Source organism: Aliidiomarina shirensis (genome assembly GCF_003987345.1).
GTDB classification, from domain to species: Bacteria; Pseudomonadota; Gammaproteobacteria; order Enterobacterales; family Alteromonadaceae; genus Aliidiomarina; species Aliidiomarina shirensis.
The window spans coordinates 241,471-266,555 of record NZ_PIPP01000002.1 but is presented as its reverse complement, the minus strand read 5'-3'; the positions used below and the strand labels follow the sequence as shown (position 1 = coordinate 266,555).

Genomic DNA, 25,085 nt, shown 5'->3' with positions numbered 1-25,085 from the left:
ATAGAATCAATGAATCCAAGACGTAAAAAGCGATTAATAATGACCAGTAGTATCCTGGTTGGCGCAGCATTTGCCACCGGATTGGTACTCTATGCACTCTCACAAAATATCGATTTGTTTTATACGCCTACTGAAATTGTTCAGGGTAAAGGTGATAACGAAGTAAAACCTGAGGTAGGGCAGCGCTTGCGAGTTGGTGGCTTGGTTGTACCGGGCTCCGTGCGCCGCGAGGGTTCGGGCTTAACCGTAGCCTTTAATCTTATTGATGTTGGCCCCGCTGAAATTACGGTGGAATACGAAGGTATTCTGCCGGATCTTTTCCGTGAAGGGCAAGGCATTGTAGCGCAAGGTATTTTGGTAGCGCCAAACCGTTTACAAGCGAGTGAAGTTTTAGCGCGGCACGATGAAGAATATATGCCGCCGGGCCTTGCTGAAGCCTTGAAAGGTATTGAGCACGTGCCGCCTTCGCAGCAAAACTATAACCAGAACAACGATAACCAGAGCAACGATAAAAACAACGGAGCCGAAGAAGAAGGCTCAGGTGGTGGATATGATCGGTGAAGTAGGCCATTTCGCACTCGCATTAGCATTTGCATTTTCTGCTTTACTGGCGGTTATTCCATTAATTGGTGTTGCCCGTAGCCACGGTGGCCAGATGGCCATTGCCCGGCCGCTAACCTATGGCATGTTCATATTTACCCTAATTTCATTTATCGCTTTGGTATGGGGCTTCCTTGCGAATGATTTTAGTATCGCTTATGTCGCGAATAACTCGAATACAGCTTTACCGGCCATTTACCGGTTCACCGCGGTTTGGGGCTCGCATGAAGGTTCCTTCTTGTTATGGATGTTGGTACAAGCTTCTTGGGCTGCTGCATTAGCAGTATTCTCAAAACGCTTACCTTTGGTGTTTGCAGCACGAGTGTTAGCGGTAATGGGTATGATTGGCGTAGGCTTTTACCTCTTCATGTTGCTCACTTCAAATCCATTTGAACGCACCATTCCGCTGATACCGGTTGATGGCCGCGATTTGAACCCACTGTTGCAAGACCCTGGCATGATTATTCACCCTCCGCTGCTTTATATGGGCTATGTAGGTATGTCGGTGGCGTTTGCTTTTGCCATTGCCGCTTTACTCGGTGGCCGCTTAGATTCAGCATGGGCGCGCTGGTCGCGGCCATGGACAATAGCCGCGTGGGTGTTTTTAACGCTCGGTATTATGGTTGGTAGTTGGTGGGCCTATTATGAGCTTGGCTGGGGTGGTTGGTGGTTCTGGGATCCAGTAGAAAACGCCAGTTTCTTGCCATGGCTCGCCGGTACGGCGTTAATGCACTCACTAGCCGTTACCGAAAAGCGTGGCACCTTTAAATCGTGGACAGTGCTGCTGGCTATTTCAGCGTTTAGTTTGAGTTTACTCGGAACCTTCCTAGTGCGCTCAGGCGTATTGGTGTCGGTACATGCCTTTGCTTCCGATCCTACTCGAGGCATGTTCCTGCTCAGTTTCCTGGGTGTGGTGATCGCGGGCTCATTATTACTGTATGCGATTCGGGCTGCCAAAGTACAAAGCCATAGCCGTTATGATTTGTTTTCTCGCGAAGTGTTGTTGTTAGGAAACAACTTATTATTGGTTACCGCAACTATGGTGGTATTGGTAGGTACTTTGTTGCCGCTCGTACACCAACAGTTAGGCCTAGGTAACATATCGATCGGTGAACCCTTCTTCGATGAAGTATTTATGTGGCTTACCATTCCATTCGCTATTTTGCTTGGTTTTGGTCCACTTACCCGTTGGAAGCGCCAGAAATTTGCAGAACTGCGCAATAGCTTATTGTTGGCAATGGCGTTAGCCGTCGGTATTGGTTTTGCATTGCCATGGATTTTCGCGGATGTTATCAGCGGTTTAGCGGTACTTGGCCTTATTTTGGCACTCTGGATTGTATTTACTACAGTGGCAGAATTACGCCTGCGTGTAGCTAGCCGTGAACATAAGTGGCCGGCGCTAGTAAAACTAGGGCGTAGCCATTGGGGGATGGTGCTTGGTCATCTTGGCTTTGCGGTAATGATTATTGGTATTGCTGTTGTTCAGAACTATGAAATTGAGCGTACCGTTCGCATGGGTGCCGGTGATACGGCAAACGTAGGTGGATACCAATTCCATTTCCGCGATATGCAAGAACGGCAAGGCCCTAACTTCATTAGCGATAGCGCCACTTTTGTGATTAGCCGTGAGAATGGTAAACATGTTGCCGACGTTGTAGCGGAAAAGCGTTTTTATACTGTAACGCGGCAAATTCAAACGCAAACAGCGCTGCAAGTGAACCCATTCCGTGATTTATACATTGCATTGGGTGAAGAGCTTGACGATGGTAGTTGGGCGGTGCGAATTCATGTGAAGCCATTTGTTCGCTGGATTTGGGCGGGTGCGATTTTAATGGCGATTGGCGGTGTATGTTCACTTACCGATAAGCGGTATCGCTTGCGCCGGCGGGAAGAAAAGAAAGCCCGTAAGCAAAATGCAGCGGAGGCCTCATGAGTGTTAAAACGCGCACGTTAGTGTTGTTAACGCCTTTGGTGTTGTTTCTATTGCTGGCGATATTTTTATTCAAAGGTCTCTTTTCCGATCCAACCAAGCTCGATTCAGCGTTGATAGGGCGAGAAGTACCGAGCTTTGAATTGCCGGATCTGTATCAACCCGACGTTACTCACAATCAAGAGATCGTGGGTGGACGACCAATGCTTATTAATGTTTGGGCTACTTGGTGCCCAACATGTTATGCCGAACATACATTTTTAAACCAGCTTTTAGCAGAAGAAGATGTATACATCATTGGCTTGAACTACAAAGATGATTCGCGCGGTGCCGCGGTGCGTTGGTTGCAAGACCTCGGTGACCCCTACGCGATTAATTTGTTCGATTTCACTGGGCTGTTAGCACTTGATTTAGGTGTTTACGGCGCACCAGAAACCTTTGTCGTTGATGCCGAGGGCATTATTCGTTATCGCCACGTCGGAGATTTAAACGAAAGGGTTTGGCGCACAGAAGTGGGGCCGGTCTATTATCGTGCGATGCAAGAATCAGGGTTAGAAATTCCAGAACATCGTATGGAGCTAGTTGAATGAGTAGCCGATTCGTCACCACTTTACTAGCCGTTAGCATATTTAGCTTTATGTTGGGCATGAATGCATGGGCAGACAACGAATTCTATGAATTCGAAACTGCGGCGCAAGAACGCCAGTTCAACACATTAGCTGGGGAGCTAAGGTGTCCAAAATGCCAAAACCAAACCATAGCTGATTCCGATGCGCCGTTAGCTCAAGATATGCGCGAGCGGGTGTATCAAATGATTATGGAAGGTAAGAGCAACGCCGAGATCATCGATTTTATGAAAGTGCGTTACGGTGATTTTGTGCACTACCGTCCTCCTATTAATAAGAGTACGCTTATTCTTTGGTTAGCTCCTTTAGCGGTCATTATTATTGGTGCTCTGGCTGTATGGTTCAATGTAAGGCATCAGCGTAGTGCCTCAGCAGAACTTACGCCAGAAGAAGAAGCGCGGATGGATGAAATGTTTGCGAAAACAGATAAAGCAGAGGAGCGAGACAAATAATGTGGTATGCAATGATCGCCCTTTTATTGGTGCTAGCTATATTCTTGCTTTGGTTGGCGCGTCGGCAGATATGGGAAAGCTGGACGTTAGAACAAGCGAACAAAGAGATTTATGAAAGCCGTTTGCTCGAGTTAGAGGAAGATTTGGGGCAGGGCCTGATCTCTGAAAAAGAGCTGATGCTCGCGAAGAAGGAATTGAAGAAAACCTTTGTAACTGATGTGCACGACCCCGATTCAGCAGTATCGATAAAACCCGTTGGGTTTATTGTTCCTTCTATTTTAATCGCTGTCTTGGCGGTAGGAATCTATGTATACGATGGTTCTTGGGTGCAGCAGCAACGTTCAGATGAAGCAACAGAAATATTACCGAAGTTAAGTGAATGGTTGCTCGGTGATATGGAAGCAGCGCCGGAAACCCGCGATGATATGTGGACCTATGCGCTAGGCTTGCGCCAACGCTTAATGGATAATCCGGACGCAAACGCATGGAGCCTTTACGGCCGCATGATGATGCAATTGGAACAGCTTGAGCAAGCGCTGGACGCGTTTTCTAAATCATACGAAATGGAACCGAATAACTACAGTAACTTGATGTCGTACAGCCAGGCTCTGATTGTTTCTGGGACGGATCAAGAGCTCAACAGAGCCGCACGTTTCTTGGGTAATGTATTACAAGAGAATCCACAGAACCCAGAAGCGCTGGGGTTACTCGGGATTGTAAATTTTGAGCGTGCTGATTTTGAACGCGCGGCGCAAGCATGGGAAATGGCATTAATGCTGATGGACGAAAATGATAGCCGTTATTCGTCTATTCAGAACTCGCTTGAGCAAGCCCGTGAACGCGCTGATGGTAGCGTGATGACATTAGTGGTCACCATTGATATCAGTGAAACCATGCGAAATGAACTAGCACCGGTAAACAATGTGTTTCTATTTGTGCGCGATCCAGATGGTGGTTCGGCACCGATTGCGGTAACGCGTCAGCGGGTAACTGATTTCCCGATAACCATCACGCTTACCGATTCTGATGCTATGCTAGATAATGTGAACTTATCGTCTGCGGAAAGCTGGTTAGTGCAGGCAAGGGTAACCACGGGCGATACTATGGATCGCCGTAGTGGTGATATGGAAGCACGCCCAGTGTTAGTTGAGAAAGAATCTGGGCGGCAAATGCGGATTGTAATTACTGAGATGATACCGTGAGATATGGATTTTTACATGGCTTAAAATTAAGTGTGGCGGCCGCCGCGCTTGCGCTTCTGGTTGCTTGTTCACAAACTCCGGAAGCAAGCGCAACACCACCGCCAAACGAAACGGCACCGGTGCAAGAAAATGAATTTGATTTTTCTGATCCTCGTGACCCGTTAGAAGATTTAAACCGGCAATCGTGGCAGCTAACGCGCGATGTTTTGGATCCCTATATTATTTCGCCGGCGGCTTCAGCCTACGGCACTACGCCAAAGCCAGTGCGCCGTGGCTTATATAATGTTACCGAAAACATCACAGAGCCGGCCTCAATCGTAAATAATTTACTGCAACGTAAACCCAAAGCTGCGGCAATTAGCGCTGGCCGCTTTGTTATGAATAGCACCTTCGGCGTTTTTGGTTTCTTCGATGTGGCTACTAAAATGGGTGTCGTGCAGGAAAAAGAAAGCTTCGGTGAAACACTGGCAGTGTATGGTGTGCCAGATGGCCCCTTCATCATGTTACCGGGTATTGGCCCTACGGTAATCATCGACCGCGGTGGCGATACCGTTGATGATTTAATATGGGTAGCTCGATTATTTAGTTTGCCAATGAGCGTTGCGCAATTAACGATTCGGGGATTGGAGCATCGGTTAGAGTTACGAGAACTTGAACCCATGCTTGAAAATAGTATCGATGAGTATGCGTTTGTTCGCGAAGCCTACTTCTCGTATTGGCTTGATAAAGTTTACGATGGTAACCCTCCGCTTGATTATCAATACGACGACTTAGATGATTGGGATGATGACTGGGATGACGGTTGGGACAACAATTCCGAACCCGCAGAAGACACCACAGAATCTGAAATTATTGAGTAAAGGAGTTGACGAATTGAGGATTGTGAACAATCCTCAATATTCGATGTAAGTTGGAGTAACCCTTGTGAGTAGACGAATACTCATCATTGAAGACGACCCTATTTATTCATCATTGCTTAGCAATTACCTTCTTGATCGGGGCTTTGATGTATTCAGTGCCGCAACTGGAAAAGAAGCGGTGGAAGGTTTAAGTAAAATTAAGCCAAACGTTGTCTTGTGCGATTTAGAGCTCCCTGACATTTCTGGCCTCACTATTCTTGAAAATATCTTGGCATCAGTAGATGCCGTTCCAGTTATTGTGATTTCTGCTTCTGATAACCTCCGCGATATACGCGCCGCTGTGCGCCTTGGTGCTGTGGATTACTTGGTAAAGCCGGTACAACAGCTTGATGTTCTTGAATACGCAATTGAAAACTGCCTCACCCGCAAAGATTTAGAAATAAGCTACGAACAAGAACGCTGGGAACTCGAAGATCATCTTGATGTTATCTTTCAGGATCATTCAATGGTATCGCGCTTGGCACAAGATTTGGCACCACACGAACACTTGCGTGCAGGGGCGGTGCTGGTTGACCATGAGCTTGGTTTAAATGACGGCGAGAAAGTTTGGATTGATTACTACCGTTTAGCGGATAACCAGATCATCATGTTGCTTGCCAGAGCACAAGCGATGACTGGTCAAGACGTAGTGGCGCTGCTGGTTTTGAAAACTTTGTTTAACCCAATTTTGCGCAGTGGCCTCTCGGGCAACATGCAGCTTTTGAGCAACCCTAACTTGCTGTTAACGCGCTTAAATAACGAACTATGTCACTCGCGCATTCGTGCGGCATTTGACGTGGTATGCGCTTCGATTAACACGAAAACAAAAGAAATTCGATGGAGCCAGGCGGGCGATAAAATTATGCTCAGCCATGAAGGCCACCCGGATCTCGCTATGGGCATCTGGGCAAAAGCCACCTACCGCTGCCATACCACCAAACTCGATCGCGCCGGCTTCTACATCGCCTGCGACAACACTTGGCTCCGGGCCAGCCTAAACTGAGCGCTATCCCAGCTTCCGTTGCCTGAGTACAACTCCTGCTTCCACTGATCCCCTTGTGCCGATTGAGAACCGCTGCTAACACATCCATGTGCGCTGTGTACCACGCCATCCTTGGCGTGGACACTTCTCCATCGGCCAGCCTAAACCGAGCGCTATCCCAGCTTCCGTTGCCTGAGTACAACTCTTGCTTCCACTGATCCCCTTGTGCCGATTGAGAACCGCTGCTAGCACATCCATGTGCGCTGTGTACCACGCCATCCTTGGCGTGGACACTTCTCAATCGGCACAAGGGGATCAGCTCGCGCAGGAGCCGCACTCAGGCGCAAATTGCATAGGGATAGCGCTCAGTTAAGGCTGGCGCTTTTAAGCTGGTTAATACGTTAGCCGGAAAAATCGCCACGTATCTCAATGCGGTAACTTGAGGCCTGCGCGAGTCGGAGCGTACTAGGCAATGGAGAGTTGTCCGCGCCATGGATGGCGCGGATCAAAGCGTCACATGGATGTGCTCGAGCGTCTCTTCATTGCCTAGTACGCTCCGGCGGAAGCAGGAATCAAGTTACCCGCCGCGCCGAACGTGGTTATTTCAGGCTCTCTTTTAGCCAAGCGGTGAATTCTTTGCCGAGATCGGGGTGGCGGCGGGCGTAGGTTACGAAGGTTTGTAGATAGCCCAATTTGTTGCCGCAATCGTGGCTTTGGCCTTGCATGTAGTAGGCGTTAACGGGCTCTTGTTCGAGCAGCATCGCGATGGCATCCGTTAATTGGATTTCGTTACCAGCGCCCACTGGTGTTTTTTGTAGCAACGGCCAAATGTTTTGCGAGAACACGTAGCGCCCAACTACAGCTAAATCAGAAGGGGCATCATTTACCGGTGGTTTTTCTACCAGTGCTTTAATTGGGGCCTGTTCGCGTGGCGCTAAATCGACGCCACCGATATCGGCAACCCCGTATTGATCCACCATGGCTTTTGGCACCTTTTCTACCATTACCTGGCTGGTGCCCGTAGCGGCGTAGTTCGCTACCATTTCCGCCATATTCTCAGTTTTGCTGTTGTAACTCACGTCGTCCATAAGTACATCGGGAAGTACAACGGCGAACGGTGCGTTACCAATCAATGATTTCGCACACAGTACTGCGTGGCCTAAACCTTTTGCCGCGCCTTGGCGCACATGCATGATAGTAACGCCTTTCGGGCAAATCGCTTGTACTTCATCAAGCAACTGGCGTTTTACGCGTTTTTCTAAAATAGATTCAAGCTCAAAACTGGTATCAAAGTGATTCTCAATCGAATTCTTACTGGAATGGGTTACTAGAATAATTTCTGCCAGGCCGGCGGCCGCACATTCATTCACAATGTATTGAATAAGCGGTTTATCAACCAAAGGTAGCATTTCCTTTGGAATTGCCTTGGTTGCCGGCAGCATCCGTGTGCCCAAGCCTGCAACAGGAATAATTACTTTGGTAACGGCTTGTCCTGATGTTGTCATGTGAAATCCTTGATTTTATTTTACGGTATTGTTTGCGCCAGGGGCGCTTATAAATATTTATGTTGCCAGTGTACAATAGGTTGCGGACAAACAGAAAGTATCTGCTGTGTTACAATGTTGTGAAGCAAATAATTAAAGGTAAGAAAGATGATTTACTTTTCCCCTCGAAATATTCCGGCGTTGCGCTCGTATTCTGCACTTGAGCGTATTCACATTGTATCGAATGCAGCGAAACTGATGCCTTTTGGCCGCAAAGCTGTGGCGAATGTTTTGAAATTGATATTGTTAATCGCGCTTTTTTGGTCGGTATTGTATGTGCAGGGTATCGCGCTGAAACTGATTACCTTGTTAGCTATTGGTTTGTTGTATCCATTGGTTTTACAGCCCATCACGATTTCGTTAGCCGTGCCTTATATTCCAGATGCGGTGCGCGAATTTGAACGCAGCCAAGCGTATGCAAAGAATGAACCTGGAAGTGATGCTGAGGATGAAGAAAGCCCTGAGTAATGATTTCAAAGTAGGCAGCATTATGCTACCTACTTTATCACGTGTTTTATTTCCGCTCGGCGATGATTACGGCGCGTTTTGGGGCCGGGTAGCCTTCAATAGTTTTGCTGCGATCGTTGGTGTCGAGAAAGTCAGCCAGCGATTGATTTTCCATCCAAGCGGTGGCTCGCTGCTCTTCTAAACTCGTTACGCACTCATCGACTACGCGTACGTTCACCATACCTAATCGTTCGAGCCAATGCACTAATGCAGCTGATGAAGGAATAAACCAAACATTTGGCATTTGCGCATAACGTTCACCCGGAACTAACACAGTATTAATACCACCATCCACCACTAAAGTTTCGAGCACGAGCTCACCGCCGGGGCGAAGTTGATCAATGCACTGCTGTAAGAAATCGATGGGGGAACGGCGGTGGTAGAGTACACCCATGCTAAATACGGTATCGAAAGCACTGAGCTTTGGCATTTGCTCAATGCCAAGGGGTAACAATTCAATATTCTGGGCTAATGTTTCCGGTACAAAACGACGAATAGCGCGAAATTGGCTGACAAACAATTGCCCCGGATCAATACCCACCGCTAATTCTGCTCCAGCACCTAACATGCGCCACAGGTGATAGCCACTTCCGCAACCGATATCCAGCACACTACGGCCTTGTAAATTGGCAAGGTGCGGGGCAACACGATCCCATTTCCAATCCGAGCGCCACTCGGTGTCGATATCTAAGCCGAACAACGAAAACGGCCCTTTTCGCCATGGCATCAGTTGCTTCAGTAATCCGTTCATGCGGGCACGATCGTTATCACTAGCTTCATCGATGGTGCCAATACGAACGGCGTTGGTAATATCAATATCGTTAGCGGTAAGCTCTGGCAGCAAAGCAATGGTGCGTTGCCATTTTTTAAAATCGCCGTGTTGGCTTTGCTGCTCCCATTCCCGCATTGCAGCCGGCAAAGTTTCCAGCCAATGAGATAATTTGGTTTGTGTTAAGCGGGCATAAAAGTTGTTGTAATCACTTACCGCCATTAGGTTTTCGCCTCGTCGTTTTTGATGGCAATCCACGAGGTAAAATTAAAGCAGCGGAACCATTCCTGAACGCTAGTAAAGCCGGCCTGGGTAAGGCGTTGAATATGTTCTTCAGGCGTGTTTAAACGCATTACATTTTCTAACGCGGCTCGCTTCTGGCTGATCTCCAAATCGCTGTAGCCGTTGTTGCGCTTAAATTCGTGATACAAATCGATAAGTAAGCTATCGGCTACAGGGTCCTGATGTTTTACTTTTTCAGAAATGACCAGCAACCCTCCGGGCATTAATTGATCATAGATTTTCTGGATGATTGCCTGGCGTTGTTCTTGAGGTACAAACTGCAGCGTGAAATTTAACACCACCATACTGCATGGCTGCATACTCAGCTCCGCAATATCAGCACATTGCACCTGCACAGGTATATCGCCACGGTAAGCATTTACATAGTTCTGGCAGCGCTCTACCATAGCCTCCGAATTGTCTACGGCGTAAATTTCAACGCCCTCGGCGCGGCAATGTTGCTTGATAGATAAACTCGCAGCACCCAAGGAACAGCCTAAGTCGTAAACCCGGCTATTTGGTTTAACATATCGTGTAGCAAGGCGGCCTATGGTATCAATGATAGTGGCATATCCGGGGATAGAGCGGCTGATCATATCAGGGAACACATCGGCTACTTTGGTATCAAACGCGAAATCACTTACTTTATTTAGTGGTTGCGCGTATACAGAATCACGCTGCGAAGATTGATTTGGTTTCATTTGTATTTTCTTACATTAAATGTGTGCTTTACCAGCTACACTAAGGGTGTAGAAATAACTGAGAATAATTAAATTGTACCTGAAACTGAAGTTTGCAACCATAGCCATCATCACTGGCCTCAGCTTGTTGAGTGCCAGCGCTTTTGCTACCAGTGTTTTGAGCTTCGAGCGCATATTCCTTGCTAGTTCTGTTAGTGGGTTGCAGCAGCCTAATCTATCTGCGATCACACAATCTTCGCCACTGCTCGCCGATACTACGGTTGAGCAACTTTGTTTAGCCGACCATTTACCCGCCTCGGAAGAGGCATTATCGGGTTTTGTGATCGGCGTTCCCGATAACACAACGCGATTTCGTTTATTACGGGCTTACCCGGAGTTAACTTTTCGAGTTTTTAGCACCGAGCAAGGCCTTATTGGTCGTTCATTGGCCGACATGATAGCCGCTGAGGCTATTTTTGTATGGTGGTGTAACGGCGAGCAAGCACTGCAGCATGCACAACAAAGCAAACCGGTATTGCAGCTTTCACGGCCTATCGTTAAATCGGTGGATGTGAGTGGCGAAACTTTAGATGATTACTTTTATTCGAATGCCGATCTAATTTCATTACGGCCAGAAGAACTTGAGCGCTTAGCTGCAGTAGGCACGATACGAATCGGCCTGCCTGATGATTCTTCGCCTATTATTTCAAGAAACCGAAGCGGTAATCCGGTTGGTCTTGATAATGATTTTATTACACTTATTTCCCGCCGGTTAAACCTTCAGGTCGAATGGACCGAATGTGGAAATTGGCAAGAGTGTGTGCAAGCGCTTGAGCATCGCAGTATAGATGCGTTGAGCTTTATGTCGCCAACGCCCAGCCGATTACTGTACACCGAATTTACCGTGCCCTATTGGGAAGTTGATTGGGCACTGATGAGTTTGGAATCAAGGCCTATTCGGCTCAATGACTTTACGACCGATAAAAAAGTAACCATTGCGGTTGTTACCAGCTACAGCATTTTAGAAACCGCAGAAAATGCTGAAAATATAACGGTATTGCCGGTAATGTCGCCGGAAGAAGGTTTAAATGCCGTGTTGGAAGGTGAAGCGGACGCCTATTTAGATAGTTTACCTTTATTAATGAACCGCGTGCGCGAGCTGAACCTCACTGGCGCTGTTGTGCATATTGCTCGAGATTTACCCGGCGATGAAGTGAGTATTGGTGTGCGCTCGGATTGGGAATCTATTGTGCCATTGCTGGATCGTGCAATTCTCGCAACCACCGATGGCGATGTACAAAAAATTGAAGAACGTTGGTTTGACCCTGAGCTGCTGCGCGAGGGCTTAGATCGCGATGCGGTGCAACGGTGGGCATTCATTGTGGCAATTTCAGTGCTGCTGTTACTTGCCGCTATATTAGCTTGGATGGCGCATTTACGCCGTGAAATTGAACGGCAGAAAGTCCTCGAAGCGGAAATCAGCTATAAAGCGTATCACGACGAATTAACCGGTTTGCCGAATCGTATGAATATCATTGAAAAAGCGCAGAAAGCGATCATCACGCACACCCAAAATCAGCGAAAATGCGCACTTTTATTCATCGATCTTGATGGCTTCAAAGCGATCAACGATAACGATGGGCATGATGCCGGCGATGAGTTATTGGTTGCGGTTTCTCAGCGGTTGCACCGAGTGGTTAGAAAAAACGATACCGTGGCACGTTATGGCGGTGATGAGTTCCTTATTCTGGTAACGAATTTAACTGAGGTACAGCAAGCACGAGCAATCGCAGAAAAAGTGCTCAGTAGGGTATCGATGCCTTACCGAATTGCTACGGGCGAAGCAAAAATTGGTGCCAGTATCGGTGTGGCCGTATTCCCCGATCATGGTAGCGAATACGATACACTGCTTACCGCCGCTGATGACGCAATGTACGCGGTAAAAGAATCGGGAAAAAACGGCGTTGTGTTAGCTGATGCTAAATCAGCGGATTAACTTCCAGCTAATAGCTTACGGCGGGTGACTTTACCTGCCGCTCTCCTTTATACTTACCGATTAAATAGACAATGCCCAAAACGCAAATTCTTGAATAACGGAAGTGGATAAACATGCGCAGTCATTATTGTGAGCAGGTAAACGAACAAGAGCTTGGAAACCAAGTAACCGTAGCCGGTTGGATTCATAAACGGCGTGATCTCGGCGGCCTAATTTTCGCCGATGTGCGTGATCGCACGGGTTTATTGCAAGTGGTGTTCGATCCTGATTTACAGGAAATGTTTGCCGAAGCTAATAAATTGCGCCAAGAATTTTGTGTGCAAATTAAAGGTGAAGTGCGGGCGCGTCCGGAAGGGCAGATTAATGAGCGCATGGCTACCGGTAAAGTTGAAATGCTGGCCAAAGAAATTACCATTCTGAATCGTTCTGCACCGCTTCCTATTGATTACAACCAGCAGGTAAGTGAAGAGCAACGCCTGCGTTATCGTTATCTTGATCTTCGTCGTCCAGAAATGAATGAAAAAATTCAGTTTCGGGCGCGAGTAGCGAGTGCTGTTCGCCGTTATATGGATAGCCGCGGCTTCCTCGATATTGAAACCCCCATGTTAACGCGCGCAACCCCCGAAGGCGCACGCGATTACCTAGTGCCAAGCCGCACGCATAAAGGCAAGTTCTTTGCGTTGCCACAATCGCCACAGTTGTTTAAGCAATTACTGATGATGTCGGGCTTCGATCGGTATTACCAAATCGTAAAATGCTTCCGTGATGAAGATTTACGTGCTGATCGGCAACCAGAATTTACCCAAATCGATATTGAAACCACCTTTATGTCGGCGAACGATGTGCGTGCGCTTACCGAAGATATGGTACGCAACTTGTTCCAAGAAATGCTGGATGTTGATTTAGGCGATTTCCCAATCATGCCATATAGCGAGGCTATGAGCCGCTATGGTAGTGATAAACCCGATCTACGTAACCCATTAGAGTTGGTTGATATTGCTGATCTGGTAAAAGATATTGAATTTAAAGTGTTCTCTGGCCCAGCCAATGATAGCAAAGGCCGCGTAGCCGTCATTAAAGTACCAGGTGGCGCGAGCTTGAGCCGTAAGCAAATCGATGAATACACCAACTTTGTAGGTATTTATGGTGCGAAAGGCCTGGCATGGATGAAAGTGAACGAACGCGCGAAAGGTATCGAAGGCTTGCAATCACCGGTATTGAAGTTCTTTCCAGAAAATGTGGTGAACGAGCTTTTGGCCCGGGTTGATGCTGCGGATGGCGATATTTTATTGTTCGGCGCTGATTCGCAAACTGTGGTAACCGAAGCGTTAGGCGCACTGCGCTTGAAGCTTGGCCAAGATTTCGATTTAGTAGAAGATAGCTGGAAACCGTTATGGGTAGTTGATTTCCCAATGTTTGAAGAAACCGAAGAAGGCTTCTTTGCATTGCATCACCCGTTCACGGCACCCATAGGTGTAACCGCTGAAGAACTTAAAGCGGACCCAGCAACCGCGCTTTCAAATGCCTACGATATGGTATTGAACGGTTGTGAAGTGGGCGGCGGTTCGGTGCGTATTCACGATAACGCTATGCAACAAGCCGTGTTTGGTATTTTGGGTATTGATGAAGCAGAAGCCCAAGAGAAGTTCGGCTTTTTACTCGAAGCATTAAAATACGGTGCGCCACCGCATGCAGGTTTGGCTTTTGGCCTTGATCGCTTGGTTATGCTGATGGTAGGTGCAAGTTCAATTCGTGATGTAATTGCGTTCCCGAAAACTACTACCGCGCAATGCCCACTAACGGACGCGCCAGGGTATGCGAACCCGGCTGCCTTAGCCGAGTTGGGCGTGGCGCTCGCTGAGCGAGAAGCAACGTCAACAGCGAAGGAGTAGCGCCCGCGGCGAGAAGGAACAGCCCGCAGCGAAGGAGGAGAAACTAAATGGCCGGTCATTCAAAATGGGCGAACATTAAACACCGCAAAGCCGCGCAAGATGCTAAGCGCGGCAAGATATTCACTAAACTCATTCGAGAAATAACAGTATCGGCCCGTGAAGGCGGCGCCGATGCTGATAGTAACCCACGCTTGCGTGCGGCTATTGATAAAGCGTTATCGAACAATATGAAGCGCGATACCGTTGATACCGCGATCAAACGCGGTGCCGGTGAGCTGGATGGTGATAACGTTGAAGAGATCACCTATGAAGGTTATGGCCCAAGCGGTGTTGCGGTAATGGTTGAATGCATGTCGGATAACCGTAACCGCACCGTTGCGGAAGTGCGCTTTGCGTTTTCCAAATGCAATGGCAACTTGGGCACCGATGGCAGTGTAGCGTTTATGTTTAATAAACGCGGCGTATTAAGTTTTGCCGCTACCGAAGAAGAACCTGCCCCGGAAGAAGATGCTCTTATGGAAGCAGCGCTCGAAGCTGGCGCGGAAGATGTGCTGGTGAACGATGATGGTAGCTTCGATGTGTATACCACACCCGCTGATTTTGGTGCGGTACTTGATGCTATGCGCGCCGCGGGTTTTAACCCAGTGAATGCCGAAGTAACCCAAGTTCCTGATAATTACAGCGCGGTTGATGAAGATACAGCGAAACAAGTAGTGAAGCTGATTGATATGTTGGAAGATTCTGATGATGTACAGAACGTCTATCATAACGCAGAACTACCTGAATCAGCCTGGGATTAATACATGACGCGAATTGTGCTTGGCATCGACCCCGGTTCGCGAATTACTGGCTATGGTGTGGTGCAATTGCACGCTGGTAAACTTACGTATTTGGGCAGTGGTTGTATAAAATTAGCCCGTGCAGGCGGTTCAACGGATATACCCTTAGCCAGCCGCCTGAAAATGATTCACGATGGTGTACAAGAGTTGGTGCAGCAATTTGAGCCTACTGAATTTGCCATCGAACAAGTATTTATATCGCGCAACCCTGATTCAGCGTTGAAGCTTGGGCAAGCCCGAGGCGCAGCAATTGTCGCCGCGGCTATCGCGGAGCTTCCCGTTCACGAATATGCCGCTCGAGCAATAAAGCAAGCAGTGGTGGGAACCGGTGGCGCAGCAAAAGAACAAGTGCAACACATGGTAAAGCATATATTGAAATTACCACGCATGCCGCAAGCCGATGCCGCCGATGCGTTGGCCGTAGCGATTTGCCATTTGAATACAAATCTACTTCTAACCAAACGCTAAGCTAAAGGCAATTCCATGATCGGACGATTACAAGGCACATTAATAGCAAAACAAGCTCCGGAACTTCTGATTGATGTTCATGGTGTTGGCTATGAAGTGCAAATGCCCATGACCTGCTTTTATGAACTTCCGGAAATTGGCCAACCTGCAACTTTATGGGTGCATTTTGTAGTACGCGAAGATGCGCAATTGCTGTTCGGTTTTAACACCCTAGATGAGCGAGCTTTGTTCCGCTTGCTTATTAAAGCGCAGGGCGTTGGTCCGAAAATGGCGCTTGGGATTATGTCGGGCATGAGTGCTCCGCAATTTATTCAAAGTGTGCGAACCGGTGATTTATCTACGTTGGTAAAAATTCCGGGGGTGGGTAAAAAAACAGCGGAACGTTTATTGGTAGAAATGCGCGATCGCTTAAAAGATTTCCGCGGGGCGGAGATGGACACCGGTTTACCGGGTTCGGCGGCGGCTGCGCCGTTGGACTACGCGGAGATGCCACCCTCCGCCCGAGAAGAAGCATTAAGCGCGTTATTGGCATTAGGGTATAAAGAAAATCAGGCCCAGCCGGTATTGAAAAAAGTTTTTGTTGAGGGTATGAACTCAGAAGAGTTGATTCGTGCCGCGCTAAAAGCAATGATGTAGTTATAAGCATTGCATTAATTCTTAACATGAACCATTAACTCGAAGAACTAAAATATTATGCATGGTGTGAATAATGATTGAAGCAGATTCGATGATGCCAGAACGGCCGGTACAGCCTAAAGCTACTGGCGATGATGAGATCATTGATCGCGCCATACGGCCAAAGCGGTTAGCTGATTACACAGGCCAAAAGCACGTTGTTGAGCAACTTAGTATCTACATTGAGGCAGCACGTGGCCGCAGTGACGCACTCGATCATGTGCTTATTTTTGGGCCTCCCGGCCTTGGTAAAACTACATTGGCGAATATTATCGCCAATGAAATGGGCGTTGGGATTAAAACCACTTCTGGCCCCGTGCTCGAGAAAGCGGGTGATTTAGCGGCGCTACTTACTAATTTAGAACCTCACGATGTATTGTTCATCGATGAAATTCATCGCTTAAGCCCAGTAGTTGAAGAAGTTTTATATCCTGCCTTGGAAGATTATCAACTCGACATCATGATTGGTGAAGGCCCGGCAGCGCGTTCAATTAAGCTCGATCTTCCACCCTTTACGCTTGTTGGCGCTACCACTCGAGCTGGCGCGTTAACGTCGCCGTTGCGTGATCGCTTTGGTATTGTGCAACGCCTAGAGTTTTATTCTATTCCTGAACTTACCTCAATTGTGCAGCGTTCGGCTGGCTTTTTAGAAATGGATTTAGTGCTTGATGCTGCCAAAGAAGTAGCGATGCGTTCGCGCGGCACACCGCGTATTGCGAATAGGTTGTTGCGCCGCGTGCGCGATTACGCGCAAGTGAAATCAAGTGGGCCAATTACCGCCGATGTAGCCTCGGCAGCACTTGATATGATTGATGTGGATAAAGCAGGCTTTGATTACATGGACCGTAAATTGCTGAAAGCTATTATCGAGAAATTCATGGGTGGCCCAGTAGGTTTAGAAAACCTTGCTGCGGCAATCGGCGAAGAAAAAGATACCATTGAAGATGTGTTGGAACCCTACCTGATTCAGCAAGGCTATATTCAACGTACACCGCGTGGCCGCATAGCAACGAATCATGCGTATACTCACTTTGGCTTAAGTAAAACCTAATTGTTGTTCTCTTTTTGTCTGCGGTATTGATATTGAACGCCAGGCAAAAAAAAGCCCACTCTAAAAAGAGTGGGCAAAGGTTGTAACAACAACAAGGAGGAAATCTTACATCAGGGAACTACTTTGAAACGTTTGCGTAAGTTTTCACTTACACGATAAGGGTCGCGACAATCGAACCTTAAATTTGGTTGCCAAGGGTTTGCCTTGAACACGAGGCGTATTATAAGGCTTATCCGACCACTATCAAACGAGAAAAACTATAGGTTCACATTAATATTTTTAATGTGTTAAAGGATTGTAACGGCTATTTTTACGCCAACATATTCATAACAATTGCATTAATTCCTTTTATAACAGCAACTTGCTAATGTCGGTTGTTTTTTGAGCGATAAGAAAAACTCTTGTGAAGTGAAATTGAAAAAAGTGAGCGAAGGCAAAACGCTTGGCGTCACGAAAATTATTTAAAATTACTTTACCTTAATTGCGCTTGGCTTAATTTCCGTTCATGGGTGAGGTATAGTACCTTTCAGCTTCGCCAAGCGTTAAAAATGTAATTGATAGCACTAAGTAGATCTTAATAAGGGCGAAAATGGCAGCAGAGAATGAGTTAGCGAGCGCGCAAATATTTTCTTGGCCTGTGCGCGTGTATTATGAAGATACAGATGCTGGCGGTATTGTTTATTACGCCAACTATTTGAAATTCAGTGAGCGCGCCCGTACTGAATGGTTGCGGTCGCTGGGCATTGATCAAGATGTGTGGCTGGATCTACAAATAGGTTTTGTTGTTCGCCATGTAGCACTTGATTTACGAGCGCCAGCTCGCTTTAATGATGCCTTATCGGTAACCGTTGAACCGCAGCGTATTCGCAAAGCTTCGCTTGAATGTGTGCAGAAAATTTTTAATCAGCAAGGCGAATTATTGTGTGTTGCCGAAGTCAAAGCAGCATGCGTGAATTTAGGTACTATGAAACCGGTAGCAATTCCCGGTCCAATATTAGAGGTAATCCGGCGTGGAAGCTGATATGTCCTTCATTGGCTTGTTTTTAGAAGCCAGCTTAGTTGTAAAAGCAGTAATGATCTTATTGGTTTTGATGTCTATTCTTTCGTGGGCACTCATTATTCAACGTCGAAAAATTTTAAACGGTGCGCAGCAAGATGCGTTGGAATTTGAAGAGCGTTTCTGGTCCGGTGTTGATCTTGCCAAACTGTATAAAGAAGTAAGCGCACGCGGCGGTAAAGCCACGGGTACCGAACATTTATTCCAATCTGGCTTTCGTGAGTTTGCTCGGTTACGGCAAGTGCGCAGCATGGATGCCGTTAGCGTTATGTCGGGTACTCAGCGGGCCATGCGCGTAGCACATAGTCGGGAAGTGGATAATCTCGAGAAGAACCTTTCTGTGTTAGCCACGGTTGGTTCAATTAGCCCATATATCGGCTTGTTCGGCACGGTTTGGGGCATCATGAATTCATTTATCGCCCTTGGCAGTGTACAACAAGCTACGCTGCAAATGGTTGCGCCGGGTATCGCCGAAGCGCTTATCGCCACAGCAATGGGCTTATTCGCGGCAATTCCAGCGGTAATTGCGTACAACAAATTTTCCAATCAAGTAGCCACTATCGATGGCAACTACATCAATTTTGCCGAAGAGTTCACGGGGATTCTGCAACGCCAAGCCGCTACGGCTGTAGGCCAAACTTCTGCGCGTGAGCAGGGTGCAACGCGGGAACAGGAGGCCTAATTATGGAAGCCTTCATTCCGCGCAAACGGCGTAAGCCGGTATCGGAAATAAACGTTGTGCCCTACATTGATGTTATGTTGGTGCTTCTTATTATCTTTATGGTAACCGCGCCCTTGATTACCCAAGGCGTAGAGGTTGATTTACCGCAAGCGCAATCGGAAGCGATTAGCGATGATAGCCGTCCACCTATTGTGGCTTCTGTTGATCGCGATGGTAATTACTTTTTGAACGTAGGTGGCAACGCAGAAGAAGCGATGTCGGCGGTTGATTTGGCAACCCTGGTAGCGGCTGAGTTAGTGGTTGACCCAGAGCGGCCTGTGGTTGTTCGTGGTGATGGTGCTGTTGCATACAATCAAGTGATTCAGTTAATGGTGTTATTGCAGCGTGCTGGTGCCACTCAGGTTGGCCTCATGACACGCCCGCCGGAGTAACCCAATGGTGAATTCTACAGAGAATGTAACTACAAATAAGGCACAAAAGCCGACGCGTAAGCCAGGTAATAAAGGCATTGGTAGTGATTTGCCGTGGCGGCCGATTGGTGTTTCTTTGCTGTTGCATTTGTTTTTAGGCACAGCCATTGTGATGAGTATGGAATATACGCCAACATTGCCGGAAGTGCAGGATCAACCCAGTATACAAAGTGCCGTTGATGATTCAGAATCAGCACCACCGCAAGAAATTGTAAATGCAGTGGCGGTAGATCAAGCGCAGGTTGAAGCGCAAGTGCAACGTATTCAAGAGCAACGCGCTGAGCAGCAACGCGCTGAAGAACAGCGCATAGCTGATTTAGAACGCCGTGCCCGCGAGGCTGAACAACAACGGCAACGAGAAGAACAAAGAGCGCGGCAAGTGGCTGCAGAACGTGAACAGGCTGCTGAGCGTACACGGCGTGCACGCGAAGAAGCGCAACAGGCCGAACGGGAACGCGCCGAAGCTGAGCAGCAACGCCAGCAAGCGGCAGAGCGTTTACGCCAACAACAAGAAGCGGAAGAACGCGCAGCTGCTGAGCGACAACGGCTCGAAGAAGAACGCCGAGCGCAAGAACAAGCGGCTCGGGAACGAGCAGAGCGAGAACGGCAATTACAAGAACGCTTAGAACGTGAGCAGGAACAACGAAATCGAGCGCGGCAACAGCGGGTGCTTACCGAGGTTGAGCGTTACCAAGCGCTGATTCGAGGGGCCATACAGCGTAACTGGTTAACCGATTCGAGCATGCGTGGGAAAACCTGTGTACTCACCATTAGCTTAGCCCGTGATGGCTTTGTAACCAACGTACAGATAGGCGAAGGTGATAGAGCAGTATGTGAATCAGCGCGCGCTGCAGTTTTACGAGCCGGGAACTTACCCGTATCTGATGATGCTGATGTTTATGAGCAGTTAAGAAATTTCCGATTGCGGGTAGAACCGCAAATTGATTAAGTGGAGAGGCAATGAAACGCGTACTGATTGGAATTTTAATAATTTGGGCATCAATAAGCGCCGCTTCTGCGCAAAGCACCCTCGAGATTGTGATTACGGAAGGGCAAAATAGCGCGCGGCCGGTAGCTATTGTACCGTTTCAGTGGCTTGGTGAAGGTGAAGCGCCTTATAACTTCGCAGAGATCGTGATGGCAGATTTACGCCGTAGCGGCCGTTTCAATCCCATTGATTCTGCACAGATGCCAGGCCAGCCAGGTAAAGATCTCGACGTTGAGGATTATGCCGCATGGGGGCGTTTGGGCGTGGAAGCTATGCTGGTAGGCGAAGTTAGCCCACTTTCGGGTAACCGCTTTCAAGTCACTTACGAGCTTATTGATCCGCTGCGCGGACAAATAACCGGCGGTACTGCGCAAGCTTTAGTCGATGGCGCTCTGATTAATAGTAACGATCATGTTATTGATGGCCGTAGTTCAGTGGTGAGCCCGAACCAGTTCCGCCAGTATTCGCATCGTATTTCTGATGTTGTTTACGAAGCCTTAACAGGGGAGCGGGGGGCATTTTTAACTAGAATCGCCTATATTTATGTAGATTTCGATGAAGAAAACCCGTATCACTTGATGGTGAGTGATTATGATGGCTACAACGAGCGTGTATTGTTGCGCTCTCCAGAGCCTTTGATGTCGCCAAGCTGGTCTCCAGAAGGGAATCGTTTGGCGTACGTAAGCTTTGAAAATGGCCGCCCGGAAATTTTTATTCAAGACATTTATACCACTCAGCGCGAAAAGTTAACGTCGTTTAGTGGGATTAACGGTTCGCCATCGTGGTCGCCTGATGGCACGAAAATGGCTATGGTGCTGTCAAAGAATGGCGCGCCGGATATTTACGTAATGGATATTGCCAGCCGGAATGTTGAGCAAATAACCGACCATTGGCGTATCGATACGGAACCCTACTGGACGCCAGATGGGAAATCGTTAACATTTACTTCCGAACGTGGCGGTCGGGCGCAAATTTATCGAGTTGATTTAGATTCAAAACGTATTCGCCGCGTTACCTTTGAAGGTGAAGCCAACTTAGGTGGCGTGGTAACTCCCGATGGTAAGGGAATGGTGGTAGTACACCGAGACAATGGGCAATTTCACATTGGTCGGCAGGATTACCCCAACGGGAATTTTCAAGTGCTTACGCAAACGACCTTGGATGAATCGCCAAGTGTGGCACCAAATGGCAGTATGATTATTTACAGCACCACGCACAACGGTAAACAAGTGCTGGCTCTGGTATCAATGGATGGACGTTTCCGAGCTCGCTTACCTTCCCGTGATGGCGAAGTTAAAGCACCGGCTTGGTCACCGTTCCTCTAACTTAAAAAACGTGATATTTTTAATTTGATGATTCACCTTCAACTTTGAGCAGGTTCGCAAAATGCAGTTAAATAAATTTTTAAAAACATTCGCAATTGTAGTATCAATCGCCACGTTGGCGGCATGTTCTAGTTCACCAGATGAAGATATGGATAGCTCTAGCTCAGGCACAACCGGCAGCGAACAAACTACCGATGGAAGCCGTGGTGGTGTAACAACGGGCTCTGCAGAACGTATGCAAACGCCTGAAGAGCAACGTCAAGAACGTTACGCGGAGTTACGCCAAGAACACATCATTTACTTTGATTTTGATGAGTCAACAGTGCGTGGTGAGTTCGCGGAATTACTAACTGCGCATGCTGATTACTTATCTCGGAACCCATCAGTAACGGTAGTTATTGAAGGCCATACCGATGAGCGCGGCACGCCAGAGTACAATATTGCACTAGGCGAGCGCCGGGGTAACGCCGTAGCTACTTACTTGCGTAATTTAGGTGTGCTTTCTTCGCAAATCGAAGTTGTATCATTCGGTGAAGAGAAGCCATTAGCGCGTGGCAGCAGTGAACGTGCTTGGTCACAAAATCGTCGTGCGGTTTTAGTTTACTAATTTTAGTAGATTTAAAACGGCTGTTACGATTAAAAAGCTACACGCCCGGTAAGCAGAGTTAAAGCTGCTTACCGGCATGTATAGGAAGATTAGAAAATATGCTGATGAAACTCTCAGGCTTAGTGATTGCATTTAGTTTTAGCACCATGGTGTTTGCCCAAGGTGCGCCCGTGGTCAATGCGGCAAATGCGCAAGGCAATGAAACAGTTCAAGAGCGTTTAGATCGACTTGAGCGGTTGTTGGCTGGGCGGAGCCAAGGCCAAGGCGAAATGCTCGAGCAATTGGGGCGGTTACAACGCGAGCTTAGTGAGCTACGCGGAGCTTCTGAAGAGCATGCGCATCAGCTTGAACAAATATTGCAGCGTCAACGTGATATTTACCAGGAGCTCGATAGGCTCTCGCAACAAATTCGGCAATCGGCGGAAACACCGGTAGCAACCTTACCGAATACTAATGTGAGTTTCTCAGAGAATGAAAGTGAGAATGAAGCTTATGATCGTGCGGTGGCGCTGGTGTTACAAGAGCGTCAGTACGAACGTGCGATACCGCAGTTCCAAGCATTTTTAGAGAACTACCCGGGTTCTTCTTACACCAATAATGCCCACTATTGGCTTGGCCAATTATTTTACGCGCAAGAAAACTACACGGAAGCGAAGAAGCACTTTTCTACCGTGGTGCGCGATTTTCCTGATTCCAATAAACGTGCTGATTGCTTACTTAAATTAGGCATGATCGCCGCAGCTGAGAATAATAGTAGCGAAGCACAACGTTACTTTAATCAGGTGCGTTCAGAATATGCTGATTCTACTGAGGCTGAAATGGCTGGCCGTCAGTTGGAGAATTTGTAATCAGCGGAAAGTTAAAGAAAAGTTAGAAAATCTACGTTTCGATTATAAATCGAGCGAAAGGGCCGTTAATTGCAAAAAAATGCAGATTAACGGCCGATTCTTTCTTGCATCACAGCGATATTTCAGTAAACTATGCCGCCGTTGCCACAGCAAAGTATAAACACTTTATATTTCGTTTTGGTGATGGAAAAGTTTGTAAGTGGGTCGTTAGCTCAGTTGGTAGAGCAGTTGACTTTTAATCAATTGGTCGCAGGTTCGAATCCTGCACGACCCACCACTTTTTCCACCCGCAGTTTGTGTAGCATCACGTGAAACATTCAAGCTCTGAATGTGCAACATCGATATACATCACCGCAAAGCTCCAGATGGGTCGTTAGCTCAGTTGGTAGAGCAGTTGACTTTTAATCAATTGGTCGCAGGTTCGAATCCTGCACGACCCACCATCTTTGATCTCCTATTGCACCAAATACGTAAATCTCTGCACACCGTTTTCAGATTTTGAACCGGAACATCTAGCTCACGATATGTAATCAATTTCGCGCCTTTGCCGTGAACAAAATCCGTACATGCGTTATAATAACGGCCCGGCAATTAGAGTATTGGTAGAGTATTAGCAGTACATTGGCTAAGTACAAATGGAACAAATATGACCCAAGCACAAGTGTTAGCGCCGTTGGAGTTTGATTTCCCAGCGAAGCCTAAACCGCTAAGTGAAGCGGAAAAAAATGCACACCGCGATCGCATCAAAGCATTGTTAAAAGCTAAGAATGCTGTGCTCGTGGCGCACTATTATACGGATCCTGAAATCCAAGCATTAGCGGAAGAAACCGGCGGCTGCGTGGCAGATTCACTAGAAATGGCCCGCTTCGGTGCGGAACATCCAGCCGATACTTTGATTGTGGCTGGTGTCCGTTTTATGGGTGAAACCGCGAAAATTCTTACCCCCGAGAAAACGGTTCTGATGCCAACACTTGAAGCTACTTGCTCACTCGATTTAGGTTGCCCCATCGAAGAGTTTTCAGCATTTTGCGATCAGTATCCAGATCATACCGTAGTGGTGTATGCCAACACGTCAGCTGCGGTAAAAGCGCGTGCTGATTGGGTGGTAACGTCGTCTATTGCAGTGGATTTGATTGAGCATCTCGATAGTGCTGGCGAACAAATATTATGGGCTCCAGATCGCCATTTAGGTGGTTATTTAGCGAAAAAAACCGGCGCCGATATGGTGCTATGGCAAGGTGCGTGCATTGTTCACGATGAATTTAAAGCCAACTCTTTGCGTCAGTTAAAACAACAGTATCCCGATGCCGCTATTTTAGTACACCCAGAGTCGCCCGATGCAATCGTTGAACTCGCTGACGCCGTAGGCTCAACATCACAGCTCATTAAAGCGAGCCAAGAATTACCTAATAAACGTTTTATCGTGGCTACTGATAAAGGCATTTTTTATAAAATGCAGCAGCTTTCGCCAGAAAAAGTGTTTATCGAAGCGCCAACAGGCGGTGAAGGTGCTACATGCCGAAGCTGCGCACATTGCCCATGGATGGCGATGAATGGCTTGGCCGCAATCGAAAATGCGCTGGAAAATAGTGGTGCCATGCATGAAATTCATGTTGATGCCGCGCTTGGCGAACGTGCTATGCAACCACTGAATCGCATGCTCGATTTTGCACGCTCGTTGCGTTAAACCAGCAACGTTCGATGAAACAAATAA

The 25,085-nt window shown here is 47.6% G+C and carries 25 protein-coding genes and 2 tRNA genes; 24 read left to right on the top strand and 3 right to left on the bottom strand.

The annotated features are described in order from the left end of the window. Positions 1-9 precede the first annotated feature (9 nt). The 7 genes from ccmE (at position 10) to CWE13_RS05245 (ending at position 6,712) form a co-directional block, all read left to right on the top strand. Positions 10-561, top strand: a complete 552-nt coding sequence (gene ccmE, locus CWE13_RS05275; protein ID WP_126806568.1) for a cytochrome c maturation protein CcmE — start codon at positions 10-12, stop codon at positions 559-561. After that, the gene (locus CWE13_RS05270) at positions 551-2,533 is read left to right on the top strand and encodes a heme lyase CcmF/NrfE family subunit (RefSeq protein ID WP_126806566.1); all 1,983 of its coding nucleotides are present in this window, start codon (positions 551-553) and stop codon (positions 2,531-2,533) included. The genes ccmE and CWE13_RS05270 overlap by 11 nt, the downstream gene beginning before the upstream one ends. After that, the gene (locus tag CWE13_RS05265; protein WP_126806564.1) at positions 2,530-3,120 is read left to right on the top strand and encodes a DsbE family thiol:disulfide interchange protein; all 591 of its coding nucleotides are present in this window, start codon (positions 2,530-2,532) and stop codon (positions 3,118-3,120) included. The genes CWE13_RS05270 and CWE13_RS05265 overlap by 4 nt, the downstream gene beginning before the upstream one ends. Next, complete coding sequence (locus CWE13_RS05260; protein WP_126806562.1) at positions 3,117-3,608, top strand: cytochrome c-type biogenesis protein; 492 nt, start codon at positions 3,117-3,119, stop codon at positions 3,606-3,608. The genes CWE13_RS05265 and CWE13_RS05260 overlap by 4 nt, the downstream gene beginning before the upstream one ends. Then, on the top strand, positions 3,608-4,810 hold the full coding sequence (ccmI, locus tag CWE13_RS05255) for a c-type cytochrome biogenesis protein CcmI (RefSeq protein ID WP_126806560.1): 1,203 nt from the start codon (positions 3,608-3,610) through the stop codon (positions 4,808-4,810). Before CWE13_RS05260 ends, ccmI begins: the two co-directional genes overlap by 1 nt. After that, entirely contained in the window at positions 4,807-5,670 is an 864-nt protein-coding gene (locus CWE13_RS05250; protein ID WP_126806558.1) for an MlaA family lipoprotein, read from the top strand. The genes ccmI and CWE13_RS05250 overlap by 4 nt, the downstream gene beginning before the upstream one ends. Before the next feature lie 64 nt (positions 5,671-5,734). Beyond that, positions 5,735-6,712 (top strand): response regulator, encoded by a 978-nt coding sequence (locus CWE13_RS05245; RefSeq protein WP_126806556.1) that lies wholly within the window; start codon positions 5,735-5,737, stop codon positions 6,710-6,712. 578 nt (positions 6,713-7,290) lie between these two features. On the opposite strand, the gene galU is transcribed toward CWE13_RS05245, so the two are convergent. Then, positions 7,291-8,196 carry a UTP--glucose-1-phosphate uridylyltransferase GalU gene (galU, locus tag CWE13_RS05240; RefSeq protein WP_126806554.1) on the bottom strand — a complete coding sequence of 302 codons (906 nt, stop codon included), beginning with the start codon at positions 8,194-8,196 and terminating at the stop codon, positions 7,291-7,293. A 147-nt stretch (positions 8,197-8,343) separates the two neighbouring features. Here galU and CWE13_RS05235 point away from each other — a divergent pair, with 147 nt between their 5' ends. Further along, positions 8,344-8,703: a DUF6170 family protein gene (locus tag CWE13_RS05235; RefSeq protein ID WP_126806552.1), complete on the top strand. Its 360-nt coding sequence runs from the start codon at positions 8,344-8,346 to the stop codon at positions 8,701-8,703. A 46-nt stretch (positions 8,704-8,749) separates the two neighbouring features. On the opposite strand, the gene cmoB is transcribed toward CWE13_RS05235, so the two are convergent. Together cmoB and cmoA are read right to left on the bottom strand one after the other, a co-directional pair. Beyond that, positions 8,750-9,733 carry a tRNA 5-methoxyuridine(34)/uridine 5-oxyacetic acid(34) synthase CmoB gene (gene cmoB / locus CWE13_RS05230; protein WP_126806550.1) on the bottom strand — a complete coding sequence of 328 codons (984 nt, stop codon included), beginning with the start codon at positions 9,731-9,733 and terminating at the stop codon, positions 8,750-8,752. After that, positions 9,733-10,494: a carboxy-S-adenosyl-L-methionine synthase CmoA gene (cmoA, locus tag CWE13_RS05225; RefSeq protein ID WP_126806548.1), complete on the bottom strand. Its 762-nt coding sequence runs from the start codon at positions 10,492-10,494 to the stop codon at positions 9,733-9,735. The genes cmoB and cmoA overlap by 1 nt, the downstream gene beginning before the upstream one ends. 73 nt (positions 10,495-10,567) lie before the next feature. Between cmoA and CWE13_RS05220 the strand changes: the two genes are divergently transcribed. The 16 genes from CWE13_RS05220 to nadA all read left to right on the top strand — a co-directional run bounded on the left by CWE13_RS05220 (position 10,568) and on the right by nadA (position 25,058). Continuing rightward, positions 10,568-12,469, top strand: a complete 1,902-nt coding sequence (locus tag CWE13_RS05220) for a diguanylate cyclase domain-containing protein (RefSeq protein ID WP_126806546.1) — start codon at positions 10,568-10,570, stop codon at positions 12,467-12,469. 113 nt (positions 12,470-12,582) lie between these two features. Next, on the top strand, positions 12,583-14,361 hold the full coding sequence (gene aspS, locus CWE13_RS05215) for an aspartate--tRNA ligase (protein ID WP_126806545.1): 1,779 nt from the start codon (positions 12,583-12,585) through the stop codon (positions 14,359-14,361). Positions 14,362-14,408: 47 nt separating this feature from the next. After that, positions 14,409-15,161 carry a YebC/PmpR family DNA-binding transcriptional regulator gene (locus tag CWE13_RS05210; RefSeq protein WP_126806543.1) on the top strand — a complete coding sequence of 251 codons (753 nt, stop codon included), beginning with the start codon at positions 14,409-14,411 and terminating at the stop codon, positions 15,159-15,161. 3 nt (positions 15,162-15,164) lie between these two features. Continuing rightward, positions 15,165-15,668, top strand: coding sequence for a crossover junction endodeoxyribonuclease RuvC (gene ruvC / locus CWE13_RS05205; RefSeq protein ID WP_126806541.1), 504 nt, complete (start codon positions 15,165-15,167; stop codon positions 15,666-15,668). A gap of 15 nt (positions 15,669-15,683) precedes the next feature. Further along, entirely contained in the window at positions 15,684-16,304 is a 621-nt protein-coding gene (gene ruvA / locus CWE13_RS05200; RefSeq protein ID WP_126806539.1) for a Holliday junction branch migration protein RuvA, read from the top strand. 73 nt (positions 16,305-16,377) lie between these two features. After that, entirely contained in the window at positions 16,378-17,394 is a 1,017-nt protein-coding gene (ruvB, locus tag CWE13_RS05195) for a Holliday junction branch migration DNA helicase RuvB (RefSeq protein ID WP_126806537.1), read from the top strand. Positions 17,395-17,983: 589 nt separating this feature from the next. After that, positions 17,984-18,415 (top strand): tol-pal system-associated acyl-CoA thioesterase, encoded by a 432-nt coding sequence (ybgC, locus tag CWE13_RS05190; RefSeq protein WP_126806535.1) that lies wholly within the window; start codon positions 17,984-17,986, stop codon positions 18,413-18,415. After that, a complete protein-coding gene (tolQ, locus tag CWE13_RS05185; RefSeq protein ID WP_126806533.1) occupies positions 18,405-19,133 on the top strand; it encodes a protein TolQ in 729 nt (242 codons plus the stop codon). The genes ybgC and tolQ overlap by 11 nt, the downstream gene beginning before the upstream one ends. Before the next feature lie 2 nt (positions 19,134-19,135). Next, entirely contained in the window at positions 19,136-19,564 is a 429-nt protein-coding gene (tolR, locus tag CWE13_RS05180; RefSeq protein WP_126806531.1) for a protein TolR, read from the top strand. A gap of 4 nt (positions 19,565-19,568) precedes the next feature. Beyond that, entirely contained in the window at positions 19,569-20,552 is a 984-nt protein-coding gene (gene tolA / locus CWE13_RS05175; RefSeq protein WP_241973640.1) for a cell envelope integrity protein TolA, read from the top strand. 11 nt (positions 20,553-20,563) lie between these two features. Continuing rightward, positions 20,564-21,916, top strand: coding sequence for a Tol-Pal system beta propeller repeat protein TolB (tolB, locus tag CWE13_RS05170; protein ID WP_126806529.1), 1,353 nt, complete (start codon positions 20,564-20,566; stop codon positions 21,914-21,916). 61 nt (positions 21,917-21,977) lie between these two features. Beyond that, positions 21,978-22,523: a peptidoglycan-associated lipoprotein Pal gene (gene pal, locus CWE13_RS05165; protein WP_126806527.1), complete on the top strand. Its 546-nt coding sequence runs from the start codon at positions 21,978-21,980 to the stop codon at positions 22,521-22,523. Positions 22,524-22,621: 98 nt separating this feature from the next. Further along, on the top strand, positions 22,622-23,371 hold the full coding sequence (gene ybgF / locus CWE13_RS05160; protein ID WP_241973639.1) for a tol-pal system protein YbgF: 750 nt from the start codon (positions 22,622-22,624) through the stop codon (positions 23,369-23,371). A gap of 201 nt (positions 23,372-23,572) precedes the next feature. After that, positions 23,573-23,648: transfer RNA gene (locus CWE13_RS05155), tRNA-Lys, on the top strand. A gap of 90 nt (positions 23,649-23,738) precedes the next feature. Continuing rightward, positions 23,739-23,814, top strand: a tRNA-Lys gene (locus tag CWE13_RS05150). A gap of 203 nt (positions 23,815-24,017) precedes the next feature. After that, positions 24,018-25,058, top strand: coding sequence for a quinolinate synthase NadA (gene nadA / locus CWE13_RS05145; RefSeq protein WP_126806525.1), 1,041 nt, complete (start codon positions 24,018-24,020; stop codon positions 25,056-25,058). Positions 25,059-25,085 lie beyond the last annotated feature (27 nt).